4 protein-coding genes are annotated in these 5,469 nt (G+C 35.4%); 1 reads left to right on the top strand and 3 read right to left on the bottom strand.

From position 1 onward, the window contains the following. Nucleotides 1–78: 78 nt before the first annotated feature. The 3 genes from argC to polA are packed head-to-tail and all read right to left on the bottom strand — an operon-like array spanning nucleotide 79 to nucleotide 4,440. Nucleotides 79–1,116: an N-acetyl-gamma-glutamyl-phosphate reductase gene (argC, locus tag NSA01_RS09625; protein WP_257481244.1), complete on the bottom strand. Its 1,038-nt coding sequence runs from the start codon at nucleotides 1,114–1,116 to the stop codon at nucleotides 79–81. A 34-nt stretch (nucleotides 1,117–1,150) separates the two neighbouring features. Continuing rightward, nucleotides 1,151–1,774 (bottom strand): dephospho-CoA kinase, encoded by a 624-nt coding sequence (coaE, locus tag NSA01_RS09620; RefSeq protein ID WP_257481243.1) that lies wholly within the window; start codon nucleotides 1,772–1,774, stop codon nucleotides 1,151–1,153. Further along, complete coding sequence (gene polA, locus NSA01_RS09615) at nucleotides 1,774–4,440, bottom strand: DNA polymerase I (protein WP_257481242.1); 2,667 nt, start codon at nucleotides 4,438–4,440, stop codon at nucleotides 1,774–1,776. The genes coaE and polA overlap by 1 nt, the downstream gene beginning before the upstream one ends. 133 nt (nucleotides 4,441–4,573) lie before the next feature. Between polA and rsmG the strand changes: the two genes are divergently transcribed. Then, entirely contained in the window at nucleotides 4,574–5,284 is a 711-nt protein-coding gene (gene rsmG, locus NSA01_RS09610; RefSeq protein ID WP_257481241.1) for a 16S rRNA (guanine(527)-N(7))-methyltransferase RsmG, read from the top strand. Nucleotides 5,285–5,469: the final 185 nt, after the last annotated feature.

Raw genomic sequence — 5,469 nt, 5'->3', positions numbered from 1 at the left:
GCAGGGTTCCTAAGGGACAGCGTCCCTTAAGGGATTTTAGGGGCAGAGCCCCTTGAAGTTTGTTTCTTCCAAAAGAAACTATATATACATAGGAACAAAATCAATCCCTTCTTTTTCATCAAAGCCGAACATTATGTTCATATTTTGTACTGCCTGTGATGAAGCACCTTTCATAAGGTTATCTATAACGCTTGATACTATAACTCTGTTCACTCTCTTATCCAAGACAAAGCCGGTATCAAAGATATTCGTTCCCTTTACATAATTGGTCACCGGAAGGTCTCCAGTTTCTCTGAGCCTTATGAAATATTCATCTTTGTAATATTTCTCATAAGCTTCTTTTATGTCGCTTTCCTCTACACCATCATTTATATTAGCATAAATAGTAGTCAAGATCCCTTTGTTCATCGGTACCAAATGAGGAGTGAAAGATAAAGTTATATCTTCTCCAAGCTTAGATAACTGCTCTTCAATTTCGGGGGTATGTCTGTGAGTCCCTACACCGTAGGCTTTTATGCTTTCGTTGCATTCGCAGAATAAAGAACCCGTCGAAGCTTTTCTTCCCGCTCCGCTTACTCCCGACTTAGCGTCTATGATTATCGATTTTGTATCTATCAATTTTTCTTTTACAAGCGGATAAAGGGATAATATGGAACACGTAGTATAACATCCCGGATTTGCGAGAAGTCTCGTATTTTTAATATTTTCTCTTTCTTTTTCACACAGACCGTAAACACTCTCACTGAGTACACCTTCACCGTAGTGTTTAGTCTTATACCACTCTTCATATGTATCTATATCACTGAGCCTGAAATCCGCCCCCAGGTCTATTACTTTAGTTTTTTCCAAGACTTCCTTTGTTACGACTTTTGAAGCAACTCCGTGAGGAAGAGCCATGAACACAACGTCGCATTCATCTGCAAATTCATTTATATCGCTATCCATGCATTCTCCGTCCTCTATATCTTTAAAAGCCTTGTATACATCGCTGAAATCCTGCCCTACATAACTATGAGAGCCCAGCTTTATATTTCCTACTTCTTTATGTTTTTTAAGTATACTTACAAGGATTGCTCCGGTATAACCAGTAGCCCCTAAAATACCAACACTTATCATCTCATTACCTCCATAATATGATACATTATACATATTAATGTATATTTATGCAAGTATTATTTTTAGAAAATTTACCCTGATATACTTTTTTTATGTTCTCTTTTAAATCAGAGTAATTTCCGTTATTATCAACTACAATATCTGCATATTTGATTTTCTCTTCAGGACTCATTTGAGCTTCAATACGTTTTACTGCATCTTCCTTACTTATCTTATCTCTAAGCATTACTCTACTTAACTGGATATCAAAAGAAGTATAAATAAGCATTACAACATCTACAAACCCCGTAAGCTTTTCTTCTATTAGCAAAGGACAGTCGTAAATGACATAAGGTTCTTCTTCATTTCTATATTTATTTACAAGTTCATTAAATCTATTCGTCACTTCGGGATGAACTATATCATTTAACTTAAACCTTGCTTTCTCATCGGAGAAAACCAGAGCCCCCATTTTTATCCTGTTGAGTTCTCCGTTTTCCGTGATAAATTCTTTGCCGAATTCATTTTCTATTTTGCTTAGTCCCCTGCTGCCTTTTTCGACCGCTTCTCTGCTGATTTTGTCTGCGTCGATTATCGGGATATCAAATTCTTTATTGAGTATTTCGCTTGCGGAACTTTTTCCAGTTCCTATTGAACCGGTAAGACCTATTATCTTCATTATTTCGCCTCGAACCAAGTTTTCCCTACAGATATATCAGCTTTAAGCGGACAAGACATATCTACTACGTTTTCCATTTTATCTTTTAGAAGAGCTTTTACTTCCTCTACTTCTTCCATAGGTGTATCGATTATAAGCTCATCGTGTACCTGAAGTATAAGCTTTGCTTTTAATTTCCTTGTCTTTAGTTCGTTTTGAACGTTGACCATAGCAAGCTTTATTATATCCGCCGCACTTCCCTGAATAGGAGTGTTTAGAGCCGTCCTCTCACCGAATGACCTCACGTTAAAATTCTTGGAATATATTTCATTTATATATCTTCTTCTGTTGAACATGGTAGTAACATATCCCTGTTCTTTTGCTGTAACTACTATATCTTCCATGTATTTACATACTCCCGGATATTTTGCCAGGTAAGTATCTATATATTCTTTTGCATTTTTTCTGGAAATAGACAGTCCCTTTGATAGCCCGAAATCACTTATCCCGTAAACTATACCGAAGTTGACGGCTTTTGCACTGCTTCTCATTTCGGATGTTACTTCATCTATAGGTACGTTAAATACTTCGCTTGCGGTCCTGGTATGGATATCCTCATTATTTTTAAATGAGTTTATAAGTTTCTCGTCATTTGAAATATGAGCAAGCACTCTAAGTTCGATTTGAGAATAATCCGCATCCACGAGAACATTGTTTTCACTGCTTGAAATAAATACTTTCCTTATTATCCTTCCTTCTTCCGTCCTTACGGGGATATTCTGAAGATTGGGATTTGATGAAGAGATCCTCCCTGTAGTGGTTATGGTTTGATTGAATGTGGAATGTATCTTATTCGTATCCTTATCTATGAGGCTCACAAGTCCTTTTACATAAGTGGAATTGAGCTTGCTTATTTGTCTTAAGTCTATTATCATCGGTATGATAGGATGATGATCCCTTAATTTTTCGAGGACTTCTATATTTGTGGAATATCCCGTCTTTGTCTTTTTAAGTGCGGGAAGCCCCATTTTATCGAATAAGACATGACCGAGCTGTTTCGTGGAATTCACATTGAAATCCTCGTCTTCTCCAGCAGCTTCTCTTATCCTTCTGGTAAGGTCCTCTACCCTTCTGTCAAAATCAACGCCGAGCTCTTCAAGAGTATTTAAATCTACTTTAAACCCTTCAAGTTCCATATCACCTAAAACATACATCAGTTTATGCTCTATATTTTGGTATAGATCTTCCATTTCCTCTTCTTTGATTTTTTCTTTAAAAATCCTTGCGAGAGAATAAATGCATTTAGCTTTTTTCATCTGCATATTGTATTTATTGTTGTCTTCCATATCAAGAAAGCTCTGCTGAACAGCTTCGCCTTTTTCTTCTTCCAAATCTATATCAAGATATTTCTTACTCATTACTTCGAGAGAATATCTTTCATCGCTTGGATTTAAAACATATCCTCCGAGATATATATCAAATCTGCAGTGTATATTATCATATCCATTTGAAACAAATACCTTATATACATCTTTGAAATTATGAGTGACTATATCTGGACCTAAGTTCATTATTTTAATAATTTCACTTATATCTGAAACACTCCCGTCATAAAGATAAAAATTATCTTTATCAAAAATCATGGCACTTTTTATCTTTTTATAATCGTCGCTTAAAACAAAATAAACACTAAGGGACTTTTTATCCTTTATATTACTTAATACTTCATCTAAGGAAATATCTTTTGAAATAGTTTTATATTCTTCTTTTATATGAGAGAAATCATCCTTTTCGTTCTCTGTGCTGTCTTCACTCGTTTCACCTACTTTAACACCAAGCTTTTTGATTATTGATTTTAAATCAAGTTCCTGAAGTATGGAAATGAATTCTTCGTTTTCAAAATTAAAGTTACATTCCTCATTTAAATCGAGGTCGATATCCATATTTACTTCAATGGTACCCAGTTCCCTGCTTAAAAAAGCATTGTCTTTATCATTTATAAGCTTTTCCTGTAATTTCCCTTTTACTTCGTCTATATGTTCATATACTCCGTCCAAGGTAGAATACTTTTCAAGCAAATTAAGAGCTGTCTTTTCACCAACGCCTTTTACCCCCGGGATATTATCCGACTTATCTCCCATCAAAGCCTTAAGGTCTATCATTTGCTTAGGAGTGAGATTATACTTTTCTTTTAAATAATCTTCATTGATAACTTCGATATCGCTTATACCCCTTTTTGAATAGAGTATCTTGGTATGCTCTGATACAAGCTGAAACGAATCTCTATCCCCCGTGATCACTACTGTATCAATACCTTCTTTATCAGCTGCTTCACTGACGCTTCCTATGATATCGTCCGCTTCATAATTATCTACCTTCAAAGAGATTATATTTGCGGCGTCAAGAAGTTTTTCTATATAAGGTATCTGTTCTCTCAGCTCTTCGGGCATACTTTGTCTGCCTGCTTTATAGTCGGCGTATTTATCGTGTCTGAAATTTTTATGTCCTTTATCGAACGCCGCATATAAATAATTTGGTTTTTCATCGTTTATCAATTTTAAGATTATATTTAAAAATCCGTAAACCGCATTGGTTGAAATACCTTTCGGAGAATGCATAGGTCTTACCCCGAAAAAGCATTTATAAATAATCGAATATGCGTCTATAATTACCAGTTTTTTCTTCATTGTGTCCTCTCAGTCTGTTTAAAAATCTTCTTATAAAGGATAACATAAATACGCGGAAAAATAAACATGTTACACCTTTTTCTTGAAGCGTAATTCTGTTATACTATTTTTGACATTAACTAAGGAGAATATTATGGATTTAAGAGAATATTTAAAAGCGGGACTAAAAAAATCCGATATAGAAATAGAAGATACTAAAGCAGAAAAACTATTAAAGTTCATGGAAATAGTCTTAAGAGAAAATAAAAAATTCAATCTTACGGCTATAACCGATGAAAAAGAGTTCATCGAAAAACATATCATTGACAGCGCTGTATCCGTTAAATATATAAATAAGGAAGGCAAGCTTATAGATATAGGTTCGGGAGCGGGAATGCCGGGGATAATAATAAAAATATTGAATGATGATATGGATATACTTCTCCTTGACAGTTTAAACAAAAGAGTAAATTATTTGAACGAAACAATAAAAGAACTTGGGCTAAATAATATAGAAGCGATCCATGCAAGAGCCGAAGAACTCTCTCACGATAAAGACTACAGAGAAAGTTTTGATTATGTGACCGCAAGAGCGGTAGCTAAGTTAAATGTACTTACCGAGTACACTACTCCCTTTATAAAAGTAGGAGGAAAATTCATAGCCCTAAAAGGAAGCAAAGGAGAAGAAGAACTGAATACAAGTAAAAATGCTATAGGTACACTTTCCTGCAAACTAAACGGTAACCATGAAATAACTCTTCCCTATTCAAATTCTAAAAGGGATATAATCGTAATAGAAAAGATAAAACCCACATTAGACAGATATCCGAGAAAGCAGGCGAAAATTAAAAAATCTCCTCTATAAGGGACCGTGTCCCTTAAACCACAATGTAGGGTTCCACCCTACAACCCAACATTCTGTAAGGCAGAGCCTTACAATCCGCTAATAAGGGACTTCGTCCCTTACACCACACTGTAGGGCGTTGCCCTACAACCCACTAATCTTTGCTCGCCCAAAGATTAGATAAAGGGCTCCACTCATTCGCCGTG

Origin of the sequence: Anaerofustis stercorihominis, assembly GCF_024623185.1 — a bacterium.
GTDB lineage: Bacteria > Bacillota > Clostridia > Eubacteriales > Anaerofustaceae > Anaerofustis.
The sequence above is the reverse complement of the archived record's forward strand: the minus strand, read 5'-3'. Positions and strand labels throughout refer to the sequence as shown.